Raw genomic sequence first — 26,367 nt, 5'->3', positions numbered from 1 at the left:
AAACGCTTCCACTTTCACTGACCACCTTCGGATAGGAATTCGGTTCCAGCGGGTTGCTGCTAGGTGTGGGCGGCTCGCAGGGCGGCTATGGCGGCGGGGTCGAGGGTTAGGTAGCAGCCGATGGTTTCGTGGAATCCCCATCTCACCTGGGCGAGCACGGTTTGGCGGTCGGCGGATTTGGCCACGTCGACGGGTTGGGCGCCGAATTTGTGGACTGCCGAGCACTGTCGGGCTGCGCTGGGGTCTCCGGCGGGGAAGCCCAGCGGCGCGGGCGCGGCGCGCAGCGTTTGCAGGGCGGCGGGGTCGAGGGTTAGGTAGCAGCCGATGGTTTCGTGGAATCCCCATCTCACCTGGGCGAGCACGGTTTGGCGGTCGGCGGATTTGGCCACGTCGACGGGTTGGGCGCCGAACTTATGGTGGTCGAAGCACCGCTGCGCGGTGTCGTCTTCTTCGGGGGTGGTCTCTTCGGGAGCGGTCTCGTCAGAGGTCTCCGCAGTTGGAATCTGGGCATCGATGCCGGTGGTGGTCTGGCCTGGTTCAACGGTTACGAACGAGAAGATCCCCGACGAGGGCGATGTGGCGGGATGGCTTCCGCTGCTGCCTATGCCCCAGCATTCGATAGTCCCGTCGGTTTTGATGGCGCAGGTGTGGCTTTGACCGGCGGCGATGGCGGTGTAGTGGCCGTCGGGCGCGTTTGTCTGCCCGTACGCGTTGTCGCCCCAGCAGGCGGTTGTGCCGTCGGTTTTGATGGCGCAGGAGTGCCTCCAGTCGGCGGCGATGGCGACGAACTGGCCGTCGGGCGCGTTTGCCCGCCCAAATTTGTTGTCGCCCCAGCAGGCGATGGTGTTGTCGGTTGCGATGGCGCACGAATGGGAGGTGCCGGCGGCGATAGCGGTGTAGTGGCCGTCGGGCGAATCTGCCCGCTCGTACCCGTCGTCATCCCAGCAGACGATTGTTCCGTTGGTGCGGATGGCGCAGGAGTGGAGAAAGCTGGTGGCGATGGCGGCGAACTGGCCCTGGGGCGTGCTGTCGCCTAGACCCCAGCAGGCGATGGTGTTGTCGGTTTTGATGGCGCAGGAGTGGAGTAAGCCGGTGGCGATGGCGGTGTACTGGCCGCTGGGCGCGTCGGTTTGGCCGTCCGTGTTGTCGCCCCAGCAGGCGATGGTGCTGTCGGTTGCGATGGCGCAGGAGTGGAAAAAGCCGGTGGCGATGGCGGTGTACTGGCCGCTGGGCGCGTCGGTTTGGCCGTCCGTGTTGTCGCCCCAGCAGGCGACGGTGCTGTCGGTGCGGATGGCGCAGGAGTGGAAAAAGCCGGCGGCGATGGCGGTGTATTGGCCGTCAGGGGCATCCACCAGTCCCCAAGCATTGACTGTCCAGCAGGTGATGGTGCTGTCGGTTTTGATGGCGCAGGTGTTGGAGGTGCCGGCGGCGATGGCGGTGTATTGGCCGTCGGGGGGGTCGGCTTGGCTATGGGCATCGGCGCCCCAGCAGGTGATGGTGTTGTCGGTTGCGATGGCACAGGAGTGGGAGGTTCCGGCGGCGATCGCGGTGTATTGGCCGTAGGGAGCGTCTGTCTGTCCGTAGGTATTGTCGCCCCAGCAGGTGATGGTGTTGTCGGTTGCGATGGCGCACGAATGGGAGGTGCCTGCGGCGATGGCGGCGTGCTGGCCGTCGGGAGCGTCTGTCTGTCCGTAGGTATTGTCGCCCCAGCAGGTGATGGTGTTGTCGGTTGCGATGGCGCACGAATGGGAGGTGCCTGCGGCGATGGCGGTGGCGGCGATGGCGGCGTATTCACCACCGGGTGCTTCGGCTTGCCCTTGGTCGAAATCGCTGTTGTCTTCGTAGAAATGGTCAGGGAACCAACATTTGATTGCCTGGTCGGTCTTGATGGCGCACGAGTGGTAACCGCCCGCGGCGATGGCGGTGAATTGGCCGTGGGGCGAAACTACTGCTTGCCCGGACACGTTCTCACTCCAACATTCGATTGTTTGGTCGGTCTTGATGGCACAGGAGTGGAGAAAGTTGGTGGCGATGGCGGTGTATTGGCCGTCGGGCGCATCTGTCCGCCCGTAAGTGTTGTCGCCCCAGCAGACGATTGTGCGGTCGGTTTTGATGGCGCAGGAGTGGGTCTCGGAGACGGCGATGGCGGTGGCGGCGATGGTTCTGTTCGCGTTGGCGTCGGCATATTTTTGGGGTGGGAAAGTTCCCGTGGGGTCTTCGAATTGGACCCGCCAGTCGCTGCCGGGCGCGATGTTGTCTGCGGTGTAGGTTCCGTCGTCAGCGGTGGTCGTGTCGAAGCCTGTTATTGCGCTGGGGTTGAATGGGCCGGGGGGCATTGACCGGTAGCGGTTCTGCGAGGTGACTCGGCCTGACACGGTGATGTTGCTCAGAGGACGGCCTGCGCTGTCGGTGACGATGCCGGTTATCTGCCCGGATTGTTGGACGTGTACGGTGCCGGCGTCGGCGGTTTGGCCGGTGGTGATGTTGACACGGGCGGCGTCGTTGTTGGCGAGGTACCCGTTGCTGTGGTCGCCGTGGGCGATGCGGTATTCGCCGGGGGTCACCACCGGTGAGATGAATGCGCCGTTCTGGGGATCGACGTCGAGCGCGTAGATGGCACGGGGCCAGTCGTTCATCATCAGCGCGTAGCCGCCGGTCGGCGGTGGGCCGCCCGCGGAGTCTTCAAAGCGGCCCGACACCCGACCGCCGACCTCGAGTTCGACGTCGATGTCTGACAGCGACTCCCAGTGCCGGAGTTCGTAGAGGGTTCCGCTGTCGATGATGCGGGTGGCGAGCTCGCCGTTTGTGTCCCATACCACCACCAGCACCGAGCGGACATTTTCGGCCAGGACACCGGACACGGTCACCGACCATGTGCCCGAGGTGTCGACGCTTGTCTGTCCGAAGTACTCCACCGGCCCCAACGGCCGGGGTCGCTCGGGCTGGTCGTCGGGCAGCGCCTCGATCCCGCACGAGTCCCAGCACAAGGCACCCACGGTGACCATCACATTCTCCGTGGAGGCGCCGCCTGCGGCGGTGACGGTGCCACTGAAGGTGACCGCGTCAGCGTTGGTCTGCGCCACGCCCGACCCAGCACCGGAAAACCCCAGAACGGCTGCAACCAGCGCAGCCGCAACCAGCAAAGCGACCCGCTTGTTGCCGACGGCTCCGCGGTAAGTTCGCGGCGGTCGGTCATCGCTGAACATGGCTGAAGCCCTCCTAGAGGCAGAGGATCGGAGCTTGCTGACCTGCATGGTTGTCTGTCCCCTTTCCTCGGCAACTCGGCCAGCGGCACGCCCTCGTGCCAAGCCCTTGTTGCCCTGCCGCATTACCGCAGCACCCTACTTTGGCCCGCTACAGCACCCCGGCGGCCATGTCGGCGGCGTGGGCCAGCATGGCGTCTACTCGTCGGGCGATGTCGTGGACATCGCCGGTGGTTCCCATGCCGCCTGTCATCCCCTGCAAGCGGCGGGCGTAGGCCCCCTCCACGATGCAGGCCTGCTTCCACCAGCTGAACACGGCGTAGTAGCCGAGGTCGGATAGGTCGAAGCCCGACTGGGTGGCGTAGCGGTCGGCCACCTCCCGACGGCGGACGAAGCAGCCCTGAAGAGTGGGCGGATCGGTCAGGAAGCTCATCTCGTCGCCGGGGTCGGCCCAGTATTGGAGCGACCAGGCGAAATCGGCGATGGGGTTGCCGGTGGTACACAGCTCCCAGTCGAGCACGGCGGCGATTTTCCATTGGTTGTCGAGCACGGTGTTGTCGAACCGGTAGTCGCCGTGGGCCAGCGCGGCGGGGGCGACCTCGGGGGGCTTGGCCGCGCTTAGCCGCTCGTGCAACTCGATGAGCAACGGCACCTCCCGCACTCCGGCGGCCTCCACCTGGCGGCGCCAGCGTTTGAGCTGGCGGCCGACGTAGTCCTCCCGGCGGCCCAGGTCGCCCAGACCGACCTCGTCGAGGTCGAGGGTGTGGAAGGCGATCTGCACATCGAGCAGGCTCTGGGTAGCGATCTCGGCCTGCTCAGGGGTCATGTCGGCGGCTGAGTCTTGATCCCTCAGAATGCGGCCTTCCACGAAACCCATCACATAGAAGTCGGCCCCGTTCACCGAGTGGTCGTCGCAAAAGGCCACCATCTCGGGCACCGGCACGTCGCTGGCCTCGCCCAGCGCGGCCATGATGCGCCACTCCCGGCCCATGTCGTGGGCGGTGGCCAGCGCCGATCCCACCGGGGGACGCCGCAGTGCCCACTGGCGGCCGCCGGAATCGGCCAGCCGGAAAGTGAGATTGGACCCGCCCGCCGCGATCAGGTCGAAGGTGAACGGCGGCTCGCTGTCGGCGATGTTGTCGACCAGCCAATTGGTGACCGCTTCTTGGTCGATGCCGGGAATTTCGCTGTTGAAAGACTCCACCGCCTCAGTCTGGTATTCCGCTACGGTCGGTGCCATGTCTCCAACTGCACTGCTAACCCGCACCGAATCCACTCTGCCCGAGGCTGATGACCTGGGCATCGCCGTGGGGTCGATGGACACGCCCATCGGGCTGTTGAACCTCGCAGCCACTTCGCAGGGGCTGGTGAGGATGGGCTTCGGCTACATGGAAGCAAGGGAGGACATGGCTGCCGAGCTGGCCGAACTGTCCTGTTCAGGCGACCAGGGCGACCCCGTATGGCTGGACGAGCCCATCGCCCAGATTGGCGAGTACTTCGAGGGTCGCCGGCAACGGTTCGACCTGGCTTTGGACTGGCGGCTGACCAGCGGGTTTTATCGCATGGTTCTCAACGCACTGATGACCGTGGACTACGGCACCACGGTGTCGTACGGGGAGCTGGCTCGCATGGCCGGTTCCTCGAGAGCGGCTCGGGCGGTGGGCACGGCCATGTCCACCAACCCCATCCCCCTTATCGTGCCCTGCCACCGGGTGGTGCGAAGCGATGGGTCGGTGGGGGAGTACGGAGGCCGCCCCGAGGTCAAGACCTGGCTGATTGAGCACGAGCACTCCCATCGCGGTTGATGGCTCGCCTCAGCAAGCTTGACCGCTCGGTGGCCGGGCGGGTGGCGGTGGTCACCGGCGCGGCCTCGGGCATGGGCCGGGCCACCGCGTGGCTGTTGGCCGACGAGGGGGCCAAAGTGGCTGCGCTGGACATCGACCACGGCGGATTGAACGAGACGGTTGACGCCATCACTGACGCAGGCGGCACCGCCCTCGCGGCGGTGTGCGACATGGCCGACCTCGAAGCCATCGACCAGGCGGTGGCCCGGGTGCGGGCCGAGTTGGGGCCGGTGGACATCTTGATCAACAACGCGGGCGTGGCCGCGGGCGCTCCGGTGGATGCCGCCGACTACGAGGATGTGTGGGCCGCGGTGCTCGAGGTGAACCTGGCCGCCCAGATGCGCTTGGTGCGGGCCTGTCTGGACGACCTGAAGCGCAACGGCGACGGTCGCATCGTCAATGTGGCCTCCACTGAGGGGATCATGGCCACCCCTAACAACTCTCCCTACACGGTGAGCAAGCACGGCGCGGTGGGGCTCACTCGGGCATTGGCCGTGGAGCTAGGGCAATGGGGGGTAACTGCCAACGCAGTGTGCCCCGGACCCATCCGCACGGGGATGACCGCCTCCATCCCCGAGGAGGCCAAGCAGAAGTACGCCCGCCGCCGGGTGCCGGCCCGCCGCTATGGGGATCCTGAGGAGGTGGCCCAGATCACCCTGTCGCTGGTGCTGCCGGCCGCCTCATTCATCAACGGCGCCGTGGTGCTGGTGGACGGCGGCCTCCACGCCAAGTCCAACTGATTCTGTTGCCGTACCTGGGTGGGATCAGGCGGTGCGACGCCGCCTCCGGCTCCAGAAGACTGCTTCGATCTCGAACTCGTCGATCTCCTCGAAGGCCTCACCATCCTCGGTGTCCCAGAAAGAGTGGGTCTCCACGAAGGCGGTGTATTCGGATAGCTGCTTCGGCTCGGGGAGGTCGGGGACATTGCGGAATCGGCCGAAGAGATCTTGGCCAACACCGGAGGCGCGCAGAAGATAGGCGCCGAGCAAATGCACGACGAGATAGGCCCCTAACGCGATCCCGAGTGTCATGCGGTGGACGGCACTATAGGTCCGACATGGGATGTCCACAACTGGTTCACAGGGAAATCCACCATTTGAGTCCGCCCATTCCATATAATTGCCGCTCTCGTCCGCAGTTGTTGGTTCGATGCGGGATTGTGAGCAGGCATTTCAGGTTGAGGCCCGAGCTTGTCGCCTGAACCCCGGAGAGCGCAACTCGGGCTGCTCCGCGACCTAGTTCTATTGTGATGGCCGTGACATCTCCACCCACTGTTTCGGTTGAAAAGCCCGAATCGGGCATTGCCCTGATCACCATGTCGCGCCCAGAGCGGCTCAACGCCCTCAGCCCCGAACTCATCGCCGACCTGCACAAGGCTCTGGAAGAAGTAGAGCGGGACCGGTCCCAGCGGGTCGTGGTGCTCACCGGAGCCGGACGGGGGTTCTGCGCGGGCGCCGACCTCAAGGCGGGGGGCGACCAGGAGTTCGCCGAGCAGCCTGATCACCGTCGGGTGGGAGCCATCTACGACATGCAACTCGACCTGGCCAACCTCATGCTCAAGATCTACGAGCTGCGGGTGCCGGTTATCGCCGCGGTGAACGGCGCGGCGGTGGGCGGGGGTTTCGCCATAGCCCTCCATTGCGACGTGCGGGTGGCCGCAGAATCGGCCCGATTCGGCTCGGTGTTCATCAAAGTAGGGCTGTCGTCGCTGGATGTGGGCAACAGCTACCTGCTGCCCCGGCTGATCGGCGCCAGCCGGGCCCGGGAGCTGATGCTCACCGGGCGGATCTTCGACGCCGCTGAGGCTGATCGCATCGGGTTGGTGTCCCGAGTCGTACCCGACGGGCAGGTGGTGGAGGCGGCCCTAGAGGTGGCCCGGCAGATCGCGGCCAACAACGAGTACGGGGTGTGGATGACCAAACTGGGGGCCAACGCCACCCTCGACGCCCCCAGCCTGCGCCACGCCATGGAGTTGGAGAACCGCACCCAGGTGTTGGGCACGTTCACCGGGAACATGGCCGAGGCCTCTGAGGCCTTCCGCGAGGGCCGTGAGCCCCGCTGGAACCCGCTATAGGCTGCCGGACCGATGCTGAAGATAGAAGACCACGGCCGGGTGCGGCTGCTGACCTTGGACCGGCCCGACGCGCTGAACGCCTTCAGCGAAGCCCTGTACGACGCCACTGCCCAAGCCCTGATCGACGCCGCCGCCGATCCCGATGTGGCCGTGGTGGTGCTCACCGGGAACGGGCGGGCGTTCTGCGCCGGCACTGACCTGGTGGAGATGGGGGCTCGCAACCCCGGTGGGGACGGCGTGGAGCCCGGCGTCCACGGGTTCGCCGGAATGATCGATCAGATGGACTCGTTCGCCAAGCCGTTCATCGTTGCGGTCAACGGCTTGGCCATCGGAGTGGGGGCCACCATGCTGGGGTTCGCCGATCTGGCCTTCATGTCGTCTGAGGCCCGGCTGCGGTGTCCGTTCTCCAGCCTGGGGGTGGCCCCTGAGGCGGCCAGCAGCTACACCTTCCCGCTGCTGCTGGGTCGCCAGCAGGCCATGTGGACCCTGCTGAGCGCCGAGTGGATCAGCGCCGAGGAGGCCCAGAAGATAGGCCTGGTATGGAAGGTGTGCCCGCCTGAGGAGCTGCTGGACACCACGATGGCCCACGCCCAGAAGCTGGCCGCGCTGCCGGTGTCGTCTCTGATGGAGTCGAAGGCGCTCATCACCCACGGCTGGCACGATGGAGTGGCCGCGGCTCGGGAGAGGGAGAATGCCGCTTTCAGCCGCCTGATGGGGGCACCGGCCAACACCGAGGCCATCGCCGCCTTCATGGAGAAGCGCCCCCCAGACTTCACCGGCCTGTAGCCACAGTTTCGGCCTCTTTGCGGCCTGCGCCTACCATCCTCCAAGCGCGCGCCAACAGGAGGAAAAATGCCTGAGACCGATGTGCTGGGATTCTGGAAGATCGCCGAGGCCGATCCGGAGCGCCTAGCGGTCGTCGACCCCGATTACAACGAGATCGCCTATGGGGAGCTGGCCGAGCTGACTAACCGCATCGTTCACGGTCTGCGGGCTGCCGGTTTGGAAGTGGGCGATCAGGTGACCACCGTGCTGCCCAACGGTATCGAGCAGACGGCCGTCTCCTTGGCCGCCTACCAGGGGGGCTTCTACCTCACCACGGTGAACTGGCACCTGGCTGGCCCGGAGATCGCCTACATCGTCAACGACAGCGAGACCAAGGCGTTCATCGTCCACGAGGACTTCGCCGACCAGGCCACCAGGGTTCTGGAGGAGAGCGAGGTACCCGCCGCCAACCGTTTCTCGGTGGGCGACATCCACGGATTCCGCCCGTTGTCTGAGCTGGTCGACTCCCAGCATGCCAGCAGACCCGACGACCTCACCACCGGCTCGTTCATGTTCTACACCTCGGGCACCACCGGGCGGCCCAAGGGCGTGCGGCGGGCTCTGCCCGGCGTGCACCCCGACGAATCCGCCGCCGGCTCCGGCGGCCTGTTCATGCTGCTGGGGATCATGCCCCACCAAGGCAACGTCCACATCACCCAGGCCCCGCTGTACCACACCGCGGTGAATATCTGGACCACCACCTCGCTGCACATGGGGCATCCCGCGGTGGTGATGGGCCGCTGGACCGCCGAGGGGGCGCTGGAGCGCATCGACCGCTACAAGGTCACCCAGAGCCACATGGTTCCCACCATGTTCCACCGCCTGCTCCAGCTCCCCGATGAGGTGAAGGAGCGGTACGACGTGTCGTCGCTGCGGCGCATGATCCACGCCGCCGCCCCCTGCCCGGTGGAGACCAAACAGAAGATGCTTGACTGGTGGGGCGACTGCATCTGGGAGTACTACGCGGCCACCGAAGGCGGCGGCACCTACATCCCCCCCGACGAGTGGCGCCAATACCCCGGCACGGTGGGCCGGCCGTGGCCGGGATCAGAGGTCATCGTGGTGGACGACGATGGCAACCGCCTGCCCCCCGGTGCCAGCGGCACCATCTACATGAAGATGCCCCAGGGCCAGACCTTCGAGTACTACAAGGACAAGGAGAAAACCGACAAGGCCCGTCTGGGCGAGGAGTTCTTCACCGTGGGGGATGTTGGCTACTTCAACGACGACGGCTACCTGTTCCTCAACGACCGCTCCAACGACATGATCATCGTGGGTGGGATGAACATCTACCCCGCCGAGATCGAGGGAGCGCTGCTCCAGAGCCCGCTGGTGGGCGACGCCGCGGTGTTCGGGATACCCAACGAAGACACTGGCGAGGAGATCAAGGCGGTGATCGAGCCCGCCGCCGGGGTGGCTGCCGACGACGACACCCGGGGGGCCATCATGGAGTTCCTCCGCGACCAGATCGCCAAGCAGAAGTGGCCCCGCTCCATCGACTTCACCGACGAGATGCCCCGCGACCCCAACGGAAAGCTGTACAAGCGCCGCCTGCGGGACCCCTACTGGGAGGGCAAGACCCGAGCCATCTAGGCGGCGGACGGGTTGAATGCAGGAGCCGGATGAGCTGATGGCCCGCCTGTTCAATCCCGAGTTGGTGGAGCCGGAGGAGCTCGCTCCCCGCCAAGTCCACATCATCATGATCGCCCTGATGACGGGCATGTTCCTGGCCGCGCTGGACAACTCGGTGCTGGCCACCGCGGTGCCCACTATCGCCGGCGAGCTGGGCGGTCAGAACCAAGTGGCGTGGATCATCATCTCCTATTTGCTGACCGGTACGATCGCCACGCCTATCATCGGCAAGCTCAGCGATATCTACGGCCGCAAGCTGGTCTTCCAGCTCACCATCGGTTTCTTCATCATCACCTCGGGGTTGGCCGGCCTGTCGCAGACCATGTTGCAATTGGTGCTGTTCCGGGCCTTGCAGGGGTTGGCCGGCGGCGGCCTTCTGGCGCTGCCCATGGCCATCGTGGGAGACATCGTCGCCCCCAACGAGCGGGGCCGCTACCAGGGCTACATCGCGGCCACGTTCGGCACGGCCAGTGTGGCGGGACCCCTTATCGGAGGCTTCTTTGTCGACCACCTGAGCTGGCGCTGGGTGTTCTACGTGAACATTCCTGTGGGCCTGATCTCTATGGCGGCCATCGCGGTGCTGTTCAACGTGCGCCTCGACGCCGTGTCGCGCCCCATCGACTGGTTGGGCGCGGGGTTGCTCATCTCGGGATTCACTCCGTTGCTGATTGCCCTCAGCATCGGGGGGGACCAGCTGGCGTGGTCTTCGCCGGGGATGGTCCTGATCCTGGCGGTGTCCGCCGTGCTGCTGCCGGCGTTCTTCTGGTGGGAGACCAAGGCCGCCGATCCGATCCTTCCGCCCCGGCTGTACTCCAACGATGTCGTGCGGTGGTCGATGGTGGTCATGCTGTTGATCGGGCTGGTGATGTTCGGGGCCACCCTGTTCATTCCGGTGTTCTTGCAGGTGGTGTCGGGGGTGAGCGCTACCGGTTCGGGTCTGAACATGATGCCCATGTTCATCGGCATCATTCTCACCTCGGTGTTGTCGGGCAAGATGCTCACCCGGTTTGGGAACTACAAGGTGTTTATCGTGCTCGGCACCGTGCTCATGACCGTGGGTATGTCGCTGTTGGCCTTGTTCTTAGGCCGGGACACCACCCAGGTTCAGGTGGGGGTCATGGTGTTCGTCATCGGATTGGGTCTGGGGATGACCATGCCGGTGTTGGTGCTAGTGGTGCAGAATGCCAGCCCGCACCGCGACATCGGCATGGTGAGCGCGGCCACCAACTTCGTGCGATCGCTGGGGGGCACCATCGGCGCGGCCGTCATGGGTGCCATCTACGCCAACGGACTGCAATCCTCCCTGGAGTCGAAGGTCACCCCCGATCAGTTGGCCGCCCTGCCCGATCCCGACAAACTGTTGGGCAGCCCTCAGCAGATCCGGGCCATTCAGGACCCGTCGATTGTGGATGCAGTGCTGGATTCCTTCACGGTGGGGGTAGGGCGCTGCTTCATCTTCGGAGCACCGATCATCGCCGTAGGAATCTTGGCCGCCCTATTGGTCCGACAGATCCCTCTGCGCCAGGAGATCCGCTCCGAAGAGGAGCGCGCCGAGGCCGCCGCCCTCCGGGAGTCGCCTCCGGTCGGCTGATCGCGGGCTACTTGATGGCCACTGGGTTGACCGGTGACCCCAGGCCGCCCACGAACGGCTGCGGTGAGGCCTCCAGGAAGAAGTCGTACTGGCCGTCGGCCGCGCAGTCGGCAGCTAGTTCCTCCAGATCCCAGTTCTGGCCTTGGGTGAGGCCCATGTCCACCAGGTCGAGGCAGTGGATGGCGATGATCGCCCCCTCGAAGGCCGGGTCGTAGGGCAGTACCTCGAACACGATGTTGTCGGTGGCCACCGCGGCGATGTTGTTGTCGTAGAACCACTCGCAGGCGGTCACGCCGATGCCCGCGGAGCGCACCACCCCCAACTCGGGGATGGGCTCTCCGTAGTAGCTGTCCAGATCGCCAGCCTTGGCGTAGGCGAACAGGCCGGTGCGGACCAGGATGATGTCACCGGTGCGGATCTCGACGCCTTGGGCCTCGGCCGCGTTGGTCAGGTCGTCGTAGCCGATGGCATGGCCCGGTTCCAGCACGTCCACTCCGTGGAGCTTGGCGATGTCCAGCAGCACGCCCCGCCCGGTGAGGCTCTTGACCTGCTCGATGCCGCACACCGACGCCCCCCACTCGGTGATGGTGGAAGCGTCGTGGCCGTTGTAGAGCTTGCCCCGGTACATGGCATGGCACAGCCCGTCCCAGTGGGTGGCGCATTGCAGGCCCATGGTGACCACGTCGTCGCTGGTGTGGAACATGTCGGGATCGCCCAGCATGGAGGCGTTGAGCGACACCATCGTCTTCAGCGGGTTCACCCGCCCGGGGATGACACCGGTTTGCAGGCCGTCTTTGTGCAGGGGATAGGCCAGCGAGATCCGCTTGCCGGAGCGGATGCACTGGGCCGCCTCCTTCACCACCTCGTCGGTGAGGAAGTTGAGCGTGCCGATCTGGTCGTCCTCGCCCCAGCGGCCCCAGTTGTTGATGCGAGCGGCGATGTCCAGAAGTGATTGCGGGTATGGCATGGCCGCACCCTAGTAGTCACCTGCGGGCGAAAACTCACTCCCAGGCGTCCGTCTTCGGTTTCGGATAGCTGGGATCAGCCGCTACGCAGCCGCAGGCGCACCACGGCGGAGTACCCCAGCCAAAAGAGGCACCAGACCACCACGCTCACCAGCAGAATGGTCTCGTCACCGGGCCGCAGGCCGGGAGCATAGAACGGCTCGATGAAGTACTGGGAGATGAAGCCCCCTCGGTACGGGGTCTCGCCGGCGACGCGCCAGAAGTGCTTCTCCCAGACGGTGAGCGGGCACGGCTGCCCGGTGAGATTCACCACGCCGGTCGGCACCAGCGCCAACAGGTACCACTTCATGAGCCGGGGCCTGCGGGCGGCCAGCGGGGCCCCCACGATGAGGAATCCGCACAACAGTCCGTGAGCGAGCGCGATGGCGATTGCCAGCAGCCATGCCGCCACAGATCCACTCTATCCCCGGCCCAACGGTGTGGCAGGAGCGGTAGTTGGGCTAGAACTTCGCCATGGGAAGTCTCGATGGACGGGTAGCGATCGTGACCGGGGCGGCCCGGGGACAAGGCGAGGCCGAGGCCCGGAAGTTTGTCGCCGAGGGCGCGTTCGTGGTGATGGGCGACGTGCTCGACGAGGCGGGGGAGGCGGTGGCCGTCGAGTTGGGCGACCAAGCCGTTTATCTCCACCACGATGTGACCTCTGCTGAGGATTGGGCCCGGGTGGTGGCCGCCGCTACGGAGCAGGGACCGCTGCGGGGGCTGGTGAACAACGCTGCCATCCATTGGACCGCCCCCATTTCCGATGAGACTCCCGAGAGCCTGCGCCGCATCTGGGAGGTGAACTACCTGGGCACATTTCTGGGCATCCAAAGCGTGGCCGATCCCATGGCCGAGGCTGGCGGCGGGGGGATCGTCAACATCTCGTCCATTGCCGGCATGGAGGGGATCGCCCACCACTCGGCTTATGGGGGCACCAAGTGGGCGGTGCGGGGGCTGACCAAGGTTGCGGCTATCGAATTGGGCCCGCGAGGGATCAGGGTGAATTCGATCCATCCCGGCCCGATCGAGACCGCCATGTTGTCGTCCGACCGCCACGGGCGCCCTGAGCTGTTTGGCCATGTCCCACTGCGTCGGGCCGGGGTGGCCTCTGAGGTGGCCGATCTGGCTTGCTATCTGGTGTCAGACGCCTCGTCGTACCAGACTGGCCACGAGTACATCATCGACGGAGGCTCCACCGCGGGTATCCCAATGCGAGGGTAGGCATCATGAGTGTTGAGGGATTCGACCACCTGGCCATCACCGTGGCCGACGTGGAAACCACCGTGGCCTTTTATGGTCAGGTGTTAGGTGCCGAGCCGATGTACTTGGAGGAGTTCCGGGCCGGGAAGATCCCCATCGTGATGATGCAGGTGGGGGCCAACCGCATCAATGTGCATCCCGCGGCCGCCCCCGCGTCTCCCCACGCCCGCCTGCCTACCCCTGGGTCGGTAGACCTGTGCTTCCGCTGGGGTGGAACCATCGCCGAGGCCCAGGCCCACCTGGCCGACTGCGGCATCGAGGTCATCGAAGGTCCTGCCCCCCGCCCCGCCAGCAACGGCCAACGCGGCCAGTCCGTCTACTTCCGCGACACCGACGGCAACCTCCTAGAACTGCTCACCATCAAAAATTAGTTAATGGTGGCACATCCCGATCGATAGGATTTAGGATTATCTAGCCATTATGGGGTGAGAAACTTGTCGGATGGAATCAAGCGCTCTGATGGACCGTATGTGTGGCCAGAAAAGTTAGTTCAACCTCCACGCCCTCCCCAGTTGGTGTATTTGGACTTGAATCATTGGATTAGTTTGGCGAAGTGTATTTCAGGTCACAAAGATGGCAGCAAGTATCAGGACTCATTGGACGTTTGCCTTAAGGCGCTTGAATCTGGACAAGCCGTCTTTCCTATATCTGACAGCACATATGTTGAAGTCAATAAGATACGACGGCACAATCAAAGGAGGGATCTATCAGAAGCCATAGAAATGCTCTCCCGATTCCTTGTCGTTGCCTCGAGGACAATAATTTACGAACTCGAAATCGAAGCTCTATTGGATTCCAGACTGGGAGTATGCAGTTTCCCTGCAGGACGGGTGAGTTACTTGGAATGGGGAGTTGCAAGATCGTTCGGCATGGTCGGAGGCTTCCGAGTGTATGACGAAGCTGAGAATGATGTCACTGACGAAGTCGCTAGAAGGCACCCATTGGGTTACGATAATTTCATGGCTTTGTTGGATGGGGCTGAGCTAGCATTGAATCGAATGATTCTTGAAGGTCCAACTGAAGACGAGGAATCAAAATTGCGGGCTTCGGGCTGGAATCCAGAGGGAATCGCTGACGTAGTTGGTAAGAGGTTGGAGCAAGAAAAGGAACTGGTAGAGATATTGACCAATGATTCTAAGTGGCGTAGAGGGAGGACTAGAGATGTGGTCTCCGTTCGCGAAATCGAGATCGAAATAGCATCGAATCTTGCAACAGAATTGGTCAAACGTAATACAACCTTTGCAACTGTGTTCTCAACCCAAGAGGAAGCTCGATTGGCGTTTGACGCAATGCCTAGTTTTGATGTGTCAGTAACAATGAAGACTGCGTATCACCGTGACTTGAGCCATGGGTGGACTCAGAATGATATACATGATATCGATGCCCTTGCGTCGACCGTGCCGTATTGCGATGTTGTGGTGACCGATAAGGCTGCTGCATCTCACATCAATAGGGCTGGTATTGCAGAGCGAACCGATACAAAGGTCATTCATAGTCTGGACGACCTTTCAGCGCTTCTCTACGAAGCCATGAATGAGTAGTCGCACTCTTGAGCTAACGTTGCTACAGCGTAACGGACTGACATCTAAAGAAGATGATTTGGCCGACTCTGTAATATTTGGAACAGAATGAGACCAGACTGATGGCCACAAATAAGTCGTCGGCAAGTGTGCTGTCAGTTGTTGTGCCGGCCCTTAAAGTGACACTTTCTACAGTATTTTATGAACCTCTCTAGCTCGGAGGTAGTCCCTGTCGAGCGGAATCCTTGACTTAGAGAAGAAGTCCTAATGCTGTCTTGTCCAACTACAAGGGTCGGAGGCGTGACCTAAGGGCTTCCTCAAAGCCCTCTCTACTGATGGTTTCTGCAGCTTGTAGTCGTTTGTTGGAGTCTTCCAGGGTAAGAACTTCCCAGTGGGCCTGGGCGAGATGCAACGCTCCATTGAAGGCTCGTTCAATTCGGGCGACCAGCCAGATGATGTCGCCTTCGTTGAGATCGTGGCTTAGTTGATTGCTAGGTCCGCCGATAGCGTCGAAGAACGGTTGGTCTACCGCTACAGCCAGTTTGGCTCCCCATCGGCGGACCGTGGGAGCCTTGATTTGTAGCTGTGGCATCAGCCGCTTAGCGCTGGAGGAGCGCCAGTCAGGACGGCGGTTCGCCGAGGGGAAGGGTGGGGGTTCAGAGAGGTCGTCTCGCAGGGCCTTGAACTCGCTTTCCATTCCTTGACCAGAGAAATATACCGCTTGAATTTCAAGCCCGTGCCATTGAAGACGCTCGCCATCCTGATGGGCGACAATCATGTCGATTTTGCCCGCGGGCTTATTCGTCTCAGTGCTACGCATGAAAGGGACTTCTTTGGCCACCTCGGTTTCGTGGATGGGAAAATCAGCGGCCTGCGCCAACCACTTGTAGACGAGACCGTCAGCTTCAAAGCGACGTGGACACATGATGACGGGCTCGCCGACTGATTCTCCAAGACGGCCGTTGCGATCTTCCTTGTATCGCTGCATCGAGCAGACGCCTCCCCTTTTTGAACAGGGCGGTTGGTCTGGTTGGAAGGGGCAGACTGGAGCTTTAGCTGCGGACTCGCCTAGCGCGTGCTCGGCGTAGATCTTCCTCTGTGGCGCATCGAGGAAAGTGAATTCCCGTCCGTACCACTCTGCAATGCCGTATCGCGTCTTGACTTTGTCGGGCATCTTGTTGACTGGTTGCTATGCGAAGACGGCTCGTCGGGTAATGACGAGTTCAGATATCTGAGCGTGGTGGGTGTTTTTCATGATTACTTCAACGGCGTGGAAACCGTACTCTGCTATGAGTTCGGCGATCTCCGGGGATCGGTCGTAGGTCATCAGAAAGTCCACCGGGGTTTGCGCCAGGATCTTGAAGAGTCGTCGGTGGTCTATCTGGCTGTGGCTGTAGAGACGCCTGCCAGCTCGTTTGCCGCCAGCAGTGTACGGAGGATCAATGAAGGCGACTGTACCGGGAGCCTCGGCAATGACCTCCAAGAGATCTAGCCCATCGGCTTCACAGAAGTTGATCTGCGGCGTGTGGGCTTCGATGTTTCGCAATCGTTGGATGATGGTGTCGGGATACCAACGAGATGCGAGACCTTTGTTGTTTTCCCCGGTTTTTGTCAAGGCAGCCCCGGGGGCGAGGATGCCGCCGCGACGGGTTCGGTTGAGGACCAAGGTGCGGAACCCGTGCTCGAGCAACTCTCGGGGGGCTTGGTTTGCCAGGGCCGATACAGATTCGCGTGTCGGTTCGAACTCAGAAACGAGGTGACACAACTCAGCGTTGTGACGCAGCGCCGCATGCCAGAAAGCGGCCACATCGTGGTCCAGTTCGGCCATGAAGCACTGTTCGACCAAGCTCTCGCACACGGCCGTGAGAGCAACTATGCCTCCGCCGCAGAATGGCTCAATGAGCGTCCTTGGTCTGGGCTGTATGGGTGCGAGCCATGCCCGTATGTGGGGAATGAGCCAGGTCTTGCCCCCTGGGTACCGCAGTGGTGAGCGCTGAGGCACCGAGGCGACATTGACAGCCGGGATGGGCGAGATAGGGAAGCCAGGGCCGTAGTCAGGCACCGACGATTCGGTCCCGGTTGGCTCCCTTTGCGCCATCATGGCGTCCGTAGCCTCCGAAGAGTTGCCTCCATACCCTTCATTGCTGACCAGCATGTCACGGTCGCGATCCCTAGCGGTGGACCTTCGCGCGGTGTGGCCTAGATTTCCATGACGTGCAGGTGGCCACGCCTGAATCTGCATCTGTTCGGTTCTTGGCTTCGGCTTCATTCTGCAAGGTTAGAGATGGGTATGACAGTTTCAGAGGAGGCCTCTGGGCCCAACCAATTGCTGAGATGGAAGCGCAAGAACTCGTAGCTTCTAGATCCCACAAGCAGCGAATTGCACTCGTCAGATACGACAGCTGCCCAGCACGAGGGCGTTGCGTCGTCGCCAGGTCTAGCCGCTGACTGCCTGGCCCCTGTCCCTGCTCCTCCATGTGAGACTCTTGGTGGAAGCGTCGGAGCGTCGTGGACTCGGGAAGCGTCACCGAAGTTGTCACTGCTTGCGGGTAGGGTGCGGCCCGGCCCGACACAGCGGTGGTGGAAATGAGGAGGAGCCATGGGCGCAACCGAGTTGCCAAAGCGAACGGAATTCGGGCACGAGGTCTTGGCGCGTAACGCCAGAGGATTTGCCCAAGGGCGACGAGCTCCGGTGGGTGTCTGTGATAGTGGGCACCGGGAGTTGTAGTGCCTCTTTCACGGCGTGCTTCGGTTATTCGCGGGGACGACTACCACCATGCGATCGGGTGGCTGTGGGCGTGCCGGATGCTCCACGAAAATGGGATTGAGACCGTCTCGGTTGAGGACATCGAAGGCGGAGCGTTCGATGATGTAGTGGTTCGCCGCAAATTCGGCGGCCACATCTACATACAGGCGAAGAGTTCCAACTACGCAGACAAGATCATCGACCGGGAGATGCTGCTCACCCCTGCCCGACCCAATGGGAAAAGCCCCCTTCAGCACTTCTACAACACCTACACCGATCTCGCGGCCAATGGAGGCAGGGTCTCTTTGGAGTTCTGGACCCACAAGGGTTTCGACCGGGAGAACCCGCTCTTGGAGGAGCTGCGTGACCTCAAGCACGACAGGATCGACACAGACCTGATGCTTGAGAAGGGGTCCAACAGCAAGGTCGGCAAGGAGCGGGACGCCTGGGCCGATCACCTCGGAATCAGCGGTGGCGAACTGGCCGAATTCTTGGTGTGTGTGCGGTGGAAACACACCGACTCAGAGACCGATATCCGCAGCCAGGCAAAGACGCACATGAAGCTGGTCGGGCTGCGACACGACGAGGGCGCTGTCATGATCGGTGTCGGCATCGTGAGGGGCTGGGTCAGCGACGGGTCGGGGCCGCAGACCGCCGCCGATGTGGGTCGCCAGGTCGCGGAGCTGGGGTTGGTTCCTGAACCCCCTTCTTCGTCTCTATCGGGTGGCGATGCGGCGGAAGACGCTCTGGCGTCGGTTCCTCCGGCGTGCCGCGCCCGGATCATGGCATTGGCAGAGGTCTCCGCCGAAACAGCGGATCGCGTCGCCGCCGAGCTCGAAAAAACGGCTTCGCGCACGCCAGGTGTGCTCGCCCAGCTGGCGGTGAACCCACCCGAATGGCTCCAACAAGCGGACTGTCTCGCGTGGGAGGCGCTCGCCGATTTCCTGTCCGCCCATCAGCTGCCCGGAACCTGGGACATGCGATGTCGAGCCATTGAGGGGGGCTCTCAGCGTAGCGACCAGTACCGGATAGCGGAGGCAATAACAGCCCACTTCGACGGTGACGCAGACAAAGCAGAACAGCTCCTTGCTTTGGCATCGCCGCAGCATCCGCTAGCCGAGGCGGCTAAGGCGGTAGTCGCTGGCGACCACAGCGCCGCTGTGACAGCCCTCAGGGCTAGTCGTGCGCACAAGTCTGACGACCCGGAGTTGGCCGCAACTGGCATTCTGATGCTGGCCTCGGCGCATGCCCAAAATGGCGAGCCAGGCCAGGCCATCAGCGTGATGAAGGACGCTATCGCGAGGTTCCCAGATCGTGCGTCGATGCACTTGACGCTTGCGCGGCAACAGACGGCGCTGGCGATTGACCAAGCGGACGCAGCCCGCCACGACCTCCCATCTTCAGCTGCTGAGAACGCGATCCGTGCCCGCGACGAGTTCCGGAGATGGCGGGGCCCGTCAGCAGAAGCGGTGGCGGTGGCCGCGGCCGCCTTTCACTTGCTCAACCAGCCCCAGCAGGTTGTCGAAATTGCCGTCGTCCATCCGAAAGGGGAGGCAACCCCAGAGGAGGCACAGGATGGAGAGGTCGGACGGTATCTGGCCCACGCCCTGTTGCAACTCGGCCGCGGCGACGAAATCGACGATGCCACATTGGATCGCGTCGACGGTTCCGAAAGCACACTGCTCCGAGCAACGCAAGCCCACTCCAAGGGCGAACCTGGGGCGGCAGACCTGATGCGGCAGGCAGTCGAGGAGGCCGAAGACCATAGAGCGCTGGTGCTGGCCTTGGAGGGGCTGGCGCTCTTCGGCGAGACCGACGAGCTAGCTCTCGGATCCTTCTCGGACGGCGACCAGGGTGAAGTCGACAGGATCAGGGCCTCGGCGGCCTACCACGACGGTGACCTCGACGGCGCGATAGCTATGTTGGAACCCTACCGGAGCCGGTCCGCCTCCCACGTAGAGATACTCGCAGCCGCCCTGCACGGCCGGGGCCGATCCGAGGAGGCTGTCACGGCGCTGCTGGAGACCGCAGAAGCGGTGGGAGTCCCAATGCTGCACGCGTTGGCGGTCGGGCTGCTCATGGACCTCGGACAATTCCAGAGGGCCGAGACAGAAGCGCAGCGCGCGCTGGCCGCGAACCCATCGAGAGCCGCGAAGTTGCGTTTGCTGGCCGCTTTGGTCGACGCAGCCCAAGGGCTTAGGGATTGGCCTCTTTCGGAGCGCTACGGGCGGGAGTTCGCAGACGCGTTCCCCGGCCATCCGAAAGCGCGGTGGTCAGTGGTGTCCGCACTGTGTCAGCAAGCTCGATTCGGCGAGGCTTGGGAGTACTTGGCCGAGCACGACATGCGCCCCGTCGACGAGCAGACAGCAATGCTAGCTATCAGCGTGTACATCCACTCGGGTGCTCAGGCCGACGGTGTCGAACAGATGCTAGGGATCGCACGCGAGTTCGCCGATTCCGAGGAAGTAGTCGGTAGCGCCATCGGAGCCTTAATGACCGCCAGCAGCCAAGAGGGCCATCTCAGCGAGGAGCACACAACTGAGCTGAATGAGCTGGTCGAGGCGTACTTGCAGCAGTACCCCGACAGCAGCTCTTTCAGGCAGGTGACCTTTTCGGACATCGAAGAGCTTGTCGAGATGCTGCAATCGTGGACCGAGCAGCCGGCACGCCAGAGGGCGCATTGGATCGGCCAGATCCGCCTTGGGCAACTGCCCTATGGAGTGCTCCAATGGCTCAGGCCTCTGCCATACGCCGAGTACCTGCTCTGTACCGCCTCCGCATTCCTCACCGCAGTTTCCCCGGATGCCGCCGAAAGAAATCAAGAGCGGGTAGCGGCGCAGACCGCCTTCGGAGCTGCCATTGCCGTCGACACGAGCGTCGCCGTGCTCGGGCACCTTGCCGATGTCGACGTGGTCGCCATGGGCTCGGCCTTCAGCAGTGTGCTGGTGGCCAGCGAACTGATCGACGACGCCCGAGCTGCAGTGGCGAGTGCACGTACCGCCCCAGACGCCTCGGCGGGATATGACCCCGTCCTTGGCGACCATAACTTCTCCGAGATCCAAGAAGAAGACAAAGAACAGATGATCGACGCCGCCGAGGGATTGTTGGCAACCTTCGGCAGTTGGCAGAGGACACTCAGCAACCGGATCCGACCTCCAGAATTCCCCCAAGAGGACAGTTTGCGCCCGTGGGATTCGTCCATCCGCCTCGCCTTGGGCCGCGGCTGCGCGCTGTGGTGCGACGACATCGCCCTGCGGCGGATGGCCGCCGCTGCTGGCGTTCCCGTCTTCGGAACCTACGCCCTCTACGAAGCACTAGTGGGCACTGCCGAAGCGGGCGACCTGCCCGGCCCGACAGAGATGAAGATGCAACTCCTGCGCACTCGGATAGCCGACATCCCCATTAGTCTCGGGGAGCTCTCCGAAGCCGCCGACGATACCGACGGACCTGATCCCGCAGTCGACCTCTATCTGGGCCGGCCGGCCAGTTGGGCGAACAACCCAGAGGACACCCTCAGATGGTATTTGGGTCGAGTGGCCGCGCAAATCGCCGGCCCTCACAGGCCTCAGGTACCAGGTCTACTGATCGCAGCATGCTACGGACTAGGAACAGCGGTCGCACCCGAACACAGGACGAGGGCCCTGGGACGCGTCCTGGCCGACACCCTCTGGCAACTCAACGACCCGACAATGACGCCCATTCTGTTGGAAGCCAGCAGACTCGCCGGCCGAGGGATTGACCTCGCCGCCAACATCGACCCGCTCGAAAACGCCACCGGGCGCCTATTGGAGATCCTCCGCAGCCAGCGGATTGACCCTGCGATGACTGCCCGGTTCGTGCGGGCCATCTTTTCCCAAGCACAGCCCGCAGACCAACTCGCGGTCTCCGCCATTGTGCTGGGCAGCAGGTAGGTATCAATCGTGAACGAAGCAAGACTCCCGACCATTCCTGAAGAAGGGTAGCGTTTAAGCTGCGCTACTAAGTGCTGGCTAAGTTTCGCAAGGAAGGAACGTCTAACCCTCAGTCGTGACACCTCCACCAGGCATAGCCGTGATGGCATCAATGCTGGTGGACGCCCCTATTCTCTGCCGGCATTACAAATGGGGCCGGGATGGAGTGGCGAGGGAATGCATGGCAGAAACGCCTAAGTATCTGAGTGATGCGGTTGAGGCAGCGATTGAGCCGCTACGTAATGGCTCACTGGATGGGGAGCCGGAGGTGATTGACTGGAAATCCCCTGTGCCGTTCTATGGCGACGCTCCCAACGCGAAGGTGGCATCGGTCGCTCTAAACCCCAAGGGTGCCGACGAGAGGCTTACCGACCTGGGGTTTCTGGGGATCCAGAGTTGGGAAGCTGCCAGACGGAGACACCTTGAAGAGATTGCAGCATCCTGTCAGCGGTATTTCCAACATCAGCCTGAGTTGAGCCGTCCTGACCCCTGGATGACGTGGTTCGGCCATCCTGACAAGCTTCTTGGCAAGATCGTGGACGGAGCGTCCTTCAAGGCGGGCACTGCGTGTCATATCGATTTGGTGCCTTGGCCGACCTACAAGGTGTGGGCTGATGTTCCGCCGCTGACGCAGGAGAAGCTACTTGGACTAGGGGTGCGCGCCGTGACTGCGATGCTACGTGGAATGCCAGTTGAACTGCTGTGGCTAAACGGCAGAAGGGTTGTAGGGGGATTCCAAGATCTTGTTGGCAAGCCTCTCGTTGAGGAGCGGGTGCCAGATCTGGACTTAGTTTCTCGAAGCGGCAGGCGGAGCAGAGGATTTGCCTGGTTTGGAGCCATCGATGAGATCCGCGGAGTCCCGCTGGGTCGCTCGATCAGGGTGTTGGGATGGAACTGGAATCTGCCTTCGTCGCCAGGAGCCAATGGGAAAGTCGATGAATTCGCGGAATGGGCTAGGAACAAATTGAAGACGGTGTGGTAGTCAACGATCTATGCCTGTGGGACCGCTGCGGTTTTTTCATGTGAATGTGAATTGCTCGGATCTGGAACGATCGCTGGGGTTCTATCGGGATCTGGTGGGGTTGCGGACGACGGTTCGGACTCGGCCGGAGCGGCCTCAGCCGGGTGGGGCGTTCGGGTTGGACGAGGTGCAGTGGGACGCCTGGATCATGGCGGGTGACGACGCTCTCGGCGGGGTGGTGCTGGATCTGCTGGAGTGGCAGGTGCCCCGACCGACAGGGTTGCCGCCGGCGTCGGTTACCGAGTTGGGCTTCGGCCGGCTGTGCATCCTCACCGACGACCTGGCCGGGCTGCACCGCCGACTCACCGATGCCGGGCACGACGTGTGGTCGCCGCCGGTGCGGGTCAACCTCGGGGCCGAGGGGATGGCGGCTCCAGAGCTTTTCTTGTGCTCCGATCCCGATGGGACCGCGGTGCAGTTTGTCCAGGGCGACAGCACCCGGCTGGCCCACGTAAACGTGAACTGCTCCGACCTGAGGCGCTCTCGCCACTTCTACTGCGACTTGCTCGGACTGAACGCTCGGATTCGCTCGTGTCCTTCGGAGCCTCAACCCGGCAGCGGGTTCCGGGTAGACGGGCAGGTGGCCTGGGACGCCTGGTTCATCGGCGCCCCCAACGCCAGCCCCTCCGGGTTCATTCTCGATTTGGTGGAGTGGAAGCAGCCCCGACCCACTGGCAGTGCTCGACGGCAGGCCAACGAGCTCGGCATCTTCCGGATGGCCCTGCTCACCGATGACATCGACCGGGACTACGCCGCACTGGTCGATGCCGAGGTGATGTGCTACTCCCCGCCGGTGGAGTTGGAAATGGGCCCAGGTCTTCCCTCTGACCTTCGAGCCTTGTTCTTCGAGGACCCCGACGGCACCTGTGTCGAGCTCATTGAGAGCCCGCCGGTCGATTAGCGGCGACCAGTCAGTCCGACGGGCGGACCCCGATCACCTCGCCGTTTACCCAGGCCCAGAAGCCGTCGGGCTGGACGGCCCATTCGCGGAAGGTGTCGGAGATTTCCTGTAGTTCATCGCGGGTGGCGAATCCGTTGTTGACTGCGTGTTCGGCAAAATCGCTTTCGATTGCCCGCACCGCCCACATCTCGCCCCACACAGTCCGGCCTTCGTGGTCGGTGTGGGCGGTGGTGGAGGCTGTGGTCTCGATATCGGTGAAACCGGCTTCCCTTGCCCACGACAGCAGGTAGCGACCGGCGTCGGCCTCACCGCCGTTGGCGGTCGCAACCTGGTGGTAGAGGTCTCGCCAGCGCTCGATGGCCGGGAACACGGGGGCGTGGACCATGGTGGCGTAGTCGGAGTCGCGCACGGCCACCAGCCCGCCGGGCCGCAGCACTCGCCGGGCCTCCCGCAAAGCCCGGACCGGATTGGAAAGGTGCTGGAGCACCTGATGGGCGTACACCACGTCGAAGCTGGCGTCGTCCCACGGAAGCTCGTAGACCGAGCCGACCTCAAAGGATGCATTGGACAGGCCACAGTCGTCGGCGTGAGCACGGGCCACATCCACCACGTCAGCCGACAGGTCTATGCCCACCACCCGGCCAGCGCGGCGGGCCAAACCAGCGGTGATGGTGCCCGAGCCGCAACCGATGTCGAGCACCTCCGCATCGGGCCGCAGTCGAGGCAGCAGGAAGGCGGCACATGACTCGGCGGTGCGCCGGGAGTGCCATCCCACGATCACCTGGTGGTAACCGTGGGTGTAGGTCTCGCCCTCGGGCTGTTGGTCAGCCAACGGGTTCGGGAGTCAAGAAGGCGTCGAGGCGGTCGGGTCCGTTGGCCCAGAACACCGGGGTCTTCTTGCGAACACAGCCGGGGGCCAGCTCGGCAGATGCCACTCGGTCCAAGAACACCTCGAGTGCCACCCGGCCCTCGAGGCGGGCCAGGCTGGCGCCGGGGCAGATGTGGGGGCCGCCGCCGAAGGCGACGTGATCTTTGGGGCGGTCCCGGTCGAGCCGGAACTCGTCGGGGTGGTCGAAGTAGTCCTCGTCCCGATTGGCCGACGACACGCCGAACACGATCTTGTCGCCACTGCGCATCGGAGCACCGAATACATCGGTGTCGACGGTGCAATCCCGAATGAGCATGTGGGCGGGGGAGTCGATCCGCAGCGATTCCTCCACTGCCCGCTCAGAGAGGCTCCGGTCGGCCTTGAGGGTGGCGAACAGCTCGGGGTCGCCGATGATGCGCCACAGCAGGTTCCCGATCAGGTGCCGGGTGGTCTCGTTGCCCGACATGATGAGGAAGGCCAGCTGAGTGCGGATCTCCACATCGCTGAGGCGATGGCCCTCGATCTCGGTGGTGATGAGCCGGGTTACTAGGTCGTCGGGGGCTTCGTCGCTGGCCCGCCGCTCGGCGATCAGGGCGTCGATGTAGGCGCAGAACTCGGGGTGGGCCCCGGCCAGGCCCTCGCCCCGCTCGTTGCGGTTGGTGCGGGGGTAGTCGCCCAGCACCACTTCGTCGGTCCAGGCGTGGAACTGCTCCCAATCCTCGGCCGGCACCCCGATGAGATGGGAGATCACGTTGATGGGCACCGGGGTGATGAACTCGGCCACCAACTCCCCGTGGCCCCGCTCCAAGATCGGGTCGAGATATAGGTGGCACAGATCCCGCACGAACGGCTCGGCCCGCATCGACTTGTGGTGGGCCACGGTGGCGTTGATGATCCGCCGCACCTTGCCGTGGCGGGGTTCGGGGATCTCGCTGATGAGCTTTTCCTCTTCGGGTACCACCACGCCGGGATCGCGGAAGCTGGACACGAAGGTTTCCACGTCCCTGGTGGCATCTAGGACATGGTCGAACTTGGTTAGGTACCAGCCGGTGGGAGTCCGGGCCACCGGGCACTCCGACCGCAGCTCGGCCAGCGTGTCGATGGGCACCTCCTCGGGATAGGCGAAGGGATCGAACCCCTTGGCCTCATCGGTGCCGGGGAGCGGATCGGACGTCAAGCTCATGGCCCTATGGTGCCACGTTGCCGCTCGCCGGGCTGAAGAGTCCGGCGGCCTTGCTCACGTGGCGGCGAAAACCGCGATGCGGCTCCACTGGTTGGGGTCGGCCTCGTCTGCTTCGCCATAGATGGGCCGCAACCTGAATTTAAGCTCCTCGATATGGCCATCCGACTGCTGCTGCCCGAGCCAGTTACCGAAGCCGAACTCTTCGAAGTGAGCAGAGTTGATCCCGAGCGCGAAACGAGCACCGGGCTTGGCCGCTCGAAGCAACTCCAAAATCGTCTCCGGTCCGAGGATTCCATGGGTGAACGCTCCTGAGCTCACCACGCCGGCGTAGGCACTGTCGGCCAGATCGGTCGGAATGGTGAGGTCGGCTTCCATGAGTTGCCGGTACACCGGGCGGCCGTTGTGATTCTTGGCCGCAGCTTCGGCCAGCATTTCCGGCGAGATGTCGATGCCATCGATGACCGACATCCCCAACTTGGCCAGCTCGCCGCCGATGACTCCGGTTCCGCAGCCCACGTCCAAAACAGGCTGGCCTTTTTGAGCAAATCCATCGCAGAAAACCTTGACCACCTCTTGGTGGTAGACGTATCCGCTGTCGACGATGAAGCCCGACTCGTATGTCTTGGCCCACGATGCGTACAGCTCGCGATTGGCCTTCGGACCTTTGGCCGCGTAGGCCTTTTCGAGCGCGAGCTCTGTGGCCCTAGATCGTGGCTCTGTTTGCTCCGTCATTACTCTTCACGGT

Annotated in this window: 22 protein-coding genes; 12 read left to right on the top strand and 10 right to left on the bottom strand. The window is 63.3% G+C overall.

The window, feature by feature from the left end:
• Positions 1–59: 59 nt before the first annotated feature.
• On the bottom strand, positions 60–3,206 hold the full coding sequence (locus tag ACOGJC_RS03875) for a hypothetical protein (protein ID WP_419847194.1): 3,147 nt from the start codon (positions 3,204–3,206) through the stop codon (positions 60–62).
• A gap of 148 nt (positions 3,207–3,354) precedes the next feature.
• Positions 3,355–4,443 (bottom strand): phosphotransferase family protein, encoded by a 1,089-nt coding sequence (locus tag ACOGJC_RS03870; protein WP_419847193.1) that lies wholly within the window; start codon positions 4,441–4,443, stop codon positions 3,355–3,357.
• Between ACOGJC_RS03870 and ACOGJC_RS03865 the strand changes: the two genes are divergently transcribed.
• Both ACOGJC_RS03865 and ACOGJC_RS03860 read left to right on the top strand, forming a co-directional pair.
• Positions 4,442–5,008, top strand: coding sequence for a methylated-DNA--[protein]-cysteine S-methyltransferase (locus ACOGJC_RS03865; RefSeq protein WP_419847192.1), 567 nt, complete (start codon positions 4,442–4,444; stop codon positions 5,006–5,008). The two genes, ACOGJC_RS03870 and ACOGJC_RS03865, sit on opposite strands and share 2 nt — an antisense overlap.
• On the top strand, positions 5,008–5,787 hold the full coding sequence (locus tag ACOGJC_RS03860; RefSeq protein WP_419847191.1) for an SDR family NAD(P)-dependent oxidoreductase: 780 nt from the start codon (positions 5,008–5,010) through the stop codon (positions 5,785–5,787). The genes ACOGJC_RS03865 and ACOGJC_RS03860 overlap by 1 nt, the downstream gene beginning before the upstream one ends.
• A gap of 24 nt (positions 5,788–5,811) precedes the next feature.
• On the opposite strand, the gene ACOGJC_RS03855 is transcribed toward ACOGJC_RS03860, so the two are convergent.
• The gene (locus ACOGJC_RS03855; protein WP_419847190.1) at positions 5,812–6,078 is read right to left on the bottom strand and encodes a hypothetical protein; all 267 of its coding nucleotides are present in this window, start codon (positions 6,076–6,078) and stop codon (positions 5,812–5,814) included.
• A gap of 218 nt (positions 6,079–6,296) precedes the next feature.
• On the opposite strand from ACOGJC_RS03855, the gene ACOGJC_RS03850 reads away from it, so the two are divergent.
• From ACOGJC_RS03850 to ACOGJC_RS03835, 4 genes are all read left to right on the top strand, one after another.
• Positions 6,297–7,121, top strand: coding sequence for an enoyl-CoA hydratase/isomerase family protein (locus tag ACOGJC_RS03850; RefSeq protein WP_419847189.1), 825 nt, complete (start codon positions 6,297–6,299; stop codon positions 7,119–7,121).
• 12 nt (positions 7,122–7,133) lie between these two features.
• Positions 7,134–7,907: an enoyl-CoA hydratase/isomerase family protein gene (locus ACOGJC_RS03845; RefSeq protein ID WP_419847188.1), complete on the top strand. Its 774-nt coding sequence runs from the start codon at positions 7,134–7,136 to the stop codon at positions 7,905–7,907.
• A gap of 66 nt (positions 7,908–7,973) precedes the next feature.
• Positions 7,974–9,539, top strand: a complete 1,566-nt coding sequence (locus ACOGJC_RS03840) for an acyl-CoA synthetase (RefSeq protein WP_419847187.1) — start codon at positions 7,974–7,976, stop codon at positions 9,537–9,539.
• Between the two features lie 16 nt (positions 9,540–9,555).
• A complete protein-coding gene (locus ACOGJC_RS03835) occupies positions 9,556–11,169 on the top strand; it encodes an MDR family MFS transporter (protein ID WP_419847186.1) in 1,614 nt (537 codons plus the stop codon).
• A 7-nt stretch (positions 11,170–11,176) separates the two neighbouring features.
• Here ACOGJC_RS03835 and ACOGJC_RS03830 read toward each other — a convergent pair whose 3' ends face one another.
• Both ACOGJC_RS03830 and ACOGJC_RS03825 read right to left on the bottom strand, forming a co-directional pair.
• The gene (locus ACOGJC_RS03830) at positions 11,177–12,136 is read right to left on the bottom strand and encodes a cyclase family protein (RefSeq protein ID WP_419847185.1); all 960 of its coding nucleotides are present in this window, start codon (positions 12,134–12,136) and stop codon (positions 11,177–11,179) included.
• Between the two features lie 74 nt (positions 12,137–12,210).
• Positions 12,211–12,585 (bottom strand): DUF2784 domain-containing protein, encoded by a 375-nt coding sequence (locus ACOGJC_RS03825; protein ID WP_419847184.1) that lies wholly within the window; start codon positions 12,583–12,585, stop codon positions 12,211–12,213.
• Positions 12,586–12,647: 62 nt separating this feature from the next.
• Here ACOGJC_RS03825 and ACOGJC_RS03820 point away from each other — a divergent pair, with 62 nt between their 5' ends.
• The 3 genes from ACOGJC_RS03820 to ACOGJC_RS03810 all read left to right on the top strand — a co-directional run bounded on the left by ACOGJC_RS03820 (position 12,648) and on the right by ACOGJC_RS03810 (position 14,974).
• A complete protein-coding gene (locus ACOGJC_RS03820; RefSeq protein WP_419847183.1) occupies positions 12,648–13,394 on the top strand; it encodes an SDR family oxidoreductase in 747 nt (248 codons plus the stop codon).
• A gap of 5 nt (positions 13,395–13,399) precedes the next feature.
• Positions 13,400–13,804, top strand: a complete 405-nt coding sequence (locus ACOGJC_RS03815; protein WP_419847182.1) for a VOC family protein — start codon at positions 13,400–13,402, stop codon at positions 13,802–13,804.
• Between the two features lie 225 nt (positions 13,805–14,029).
• Positions 14,030–14,974: a hypothetical protein gene (locus tag ACOGJC_RS03810; protein ID WP_419847181.1), complete on the top strand. Its 945-nt coding sequence runs from the start codon at positions 14,030–14,032 to the stop codon at positions 14,972–14,974.
• Between the two features lie 262 nt (positions 14,975–15,236).
• Here the strand turns inward: ACOGJC_RS03810 and ACOGJC_RS03805 are convergent, their stop codons facing one another.
• The gene (locus ACOGJC_RS03805) at positions 15,237–16,127 is read right to left on the bottom strand and encodes a NotI family restriction endonuclease (protein ID WP_419847180.1); all 891 of its coding nucleotides are present in this window, start codon (positions 16,125–16,127) and stop codon (positions 15,237–15,239) included.
• 15 nt (positions 16,128–16,142) lie between these two features.
• Entirely contained in the window at positions 16,143–17,051 is a 909-nt protein-coding gene (locus ACOGJC_RS03800; protein ID WP_419848191.1) for a DNA adenine methylase, read from the bottom strand.
• Positions 17,052–17,758: 707 nt separating this feature from the next.
• Between ACOGJC_RS03800 and ACOGJC_RS03795 the strand changes: the two genes are divergently transcribed.
• The 3 genes from ACOGJC_RS03795 to ACOGJC_RS03785 all read left to right on the top strand — a co-directional run bounded on the left by ACOGJC_RS03795 (position 17,759) and on the right by ACOGJC_RS03785 (position 23,571).
• The gene (locus ACOGJC_RS03795) at positions 17,759–21,610 is read left to right on the top strand and encodes a PIN domain-containing protein (protein WP_419847179.1); all 3,852 of its coding nucleotides are present in this window, start codon (positions 17,759–17,761) and stop codon (positions 21,608–21,610) included.
• Between the two features lie 142 nt (positions 21,611–21,752).
• Positions 21,753–22,631 carry a hypothetical protein gene (locus tag ACOGJC_RS03790; protein WP_419847178.1) on the top strand — a complete coding sequence of 293 codons (879 nt, stop codon included), beginning with the start codon at positions 21,753–21,755 and terminating at the stop codon, positions 22,629–22,631.
• Positions 22,632–22,641: 10 nt separating this feature from the next.
• Positions 22,642–23,571: a VOC family protein gene (locus ACOGJC_RS03785; protein ID WP_419847177.1), complete on the top strand. Its 930-nt coding sequence runs from the start codon at positions 22,642–22,644 to the stop codon at positions 23,569–23,571.
• Between the two features lie 10 nt (positions 23,572–23,581).
• Here the strand turns inward: ACOGJC_RS03785 and ACOGJC_RS03780 are convergent, their stop codons facing one another.
• From ACOGJC_RS03780 to ACOGJC_RS03770, 3 genes are read right to left on the bottom strand one after another with little or no spacing between them, the layout of a single operon-like run.
• Positions 23,582–24,403: a class I SAM-dependent methyltransferase gene (locus ACOGJC_RS03780; protein ID WP_419847176.1), complete on the bottom strand. Its 822-nt coding sequence runs from the start codon at positions 24,401–24,403 to the stop codon at positions 23,582–23,584.
• The gene (locus tag ACOGJC_RS03775) at positions 24,396–25,622 is read right to left on the bottom strand and encodes a cytochrome P450 (RefSeq protein WP_419847175.1); all 1,227 of its coding nucleotides are present in this window, start codon (positions 25,620–25,622) and stop codon (positions 24,396–24,398) included. The genes ACOGJC_RS03780 and ACOGJC_RS03775 overlap by 8 nt, the downstream gene beginning before the upstream one ends.
• A 54-nt stretch (positions 25,623–25,676) precedes the next feature.
• Complete coding sequence (locus ACOGJC_RS03770) at positions 25,677–26,354, bottom strand: class I SAM-dependent DNA methyltransferase (protein ID WP_419847174.1); 678 nt, start codon at positions 26,352–26,354, stop codon at positions 25,677–25,679.
• Positions 26,355–26,367: the final 13 nt, after the last annotated feature.

The organism is Candidatus Poriferisocius sp., from assembly GCF_965204015.1.
In the GTDB taxonomy this organism is placed as follows: Bacteria; Actinomycetota; Acidimicrobiia; order Acidimicrobiales; family Bin134; genus Poriferisocius.
This window is presented reverse-complemented; position numbering and strand designations above follow the sequence as displayed.